This is a genomic window from Bacillus sp. SIMBA_005 (assembly GCF_046535585.1).
In the GTDB taxonomy this organism is placed as follows: domain Bacteria; phylum Bacillota; class Bacilli; order Bacillales; family Bacillaceae; genus Bacillus; species Bacillus pumilus.
The window spans coordinates 1-245 of record NZ_JAWRWI010000978.1; the positions used below are offsets into that span (position 1 = coordinate 1).

Below are 245 nucleotides of genomic sequence, written 5' to 3' on the forward strand. Positions count from 1 at the left end.
TATTAGCTACCTCGCCATGCTTCATATGAAGCGCTCTGCGCACGCATATATCCTATCAGAACTTGGTTTGAAAGAGGAACAATCCATTTATCTTCAAGACTATGGTCATATTGGACAAATTGATCAAATATTATCATTACAGCTTGCGTTAGAGCAAAAGCGTATTGTGGATGGGGACATTGTCACGCTTGTTAGTGCGGGTATCGGCTATGTATGGGGAGCTATAACAATTCGCTGGGGATAGG

1 protein-coding gene is annotated in these 245 nt (G+C 42.4%); it reads left to right on the plus strand.

Annotated features, from left to right (window positions below; genetic code table 11):
- Positions 1-244, plus strand: a 244-nt coding sequence (locus tag SB660_RS23010) for a 3-oxoacyl-[acyl-carrier-protein] synthase III C-terminal domain-containing protein (protein ID WP_410584848.1), incomplete at its 5' end; no start/stop codon positions are given.
- Position 245: the final 1 nt, after the last annotated feature.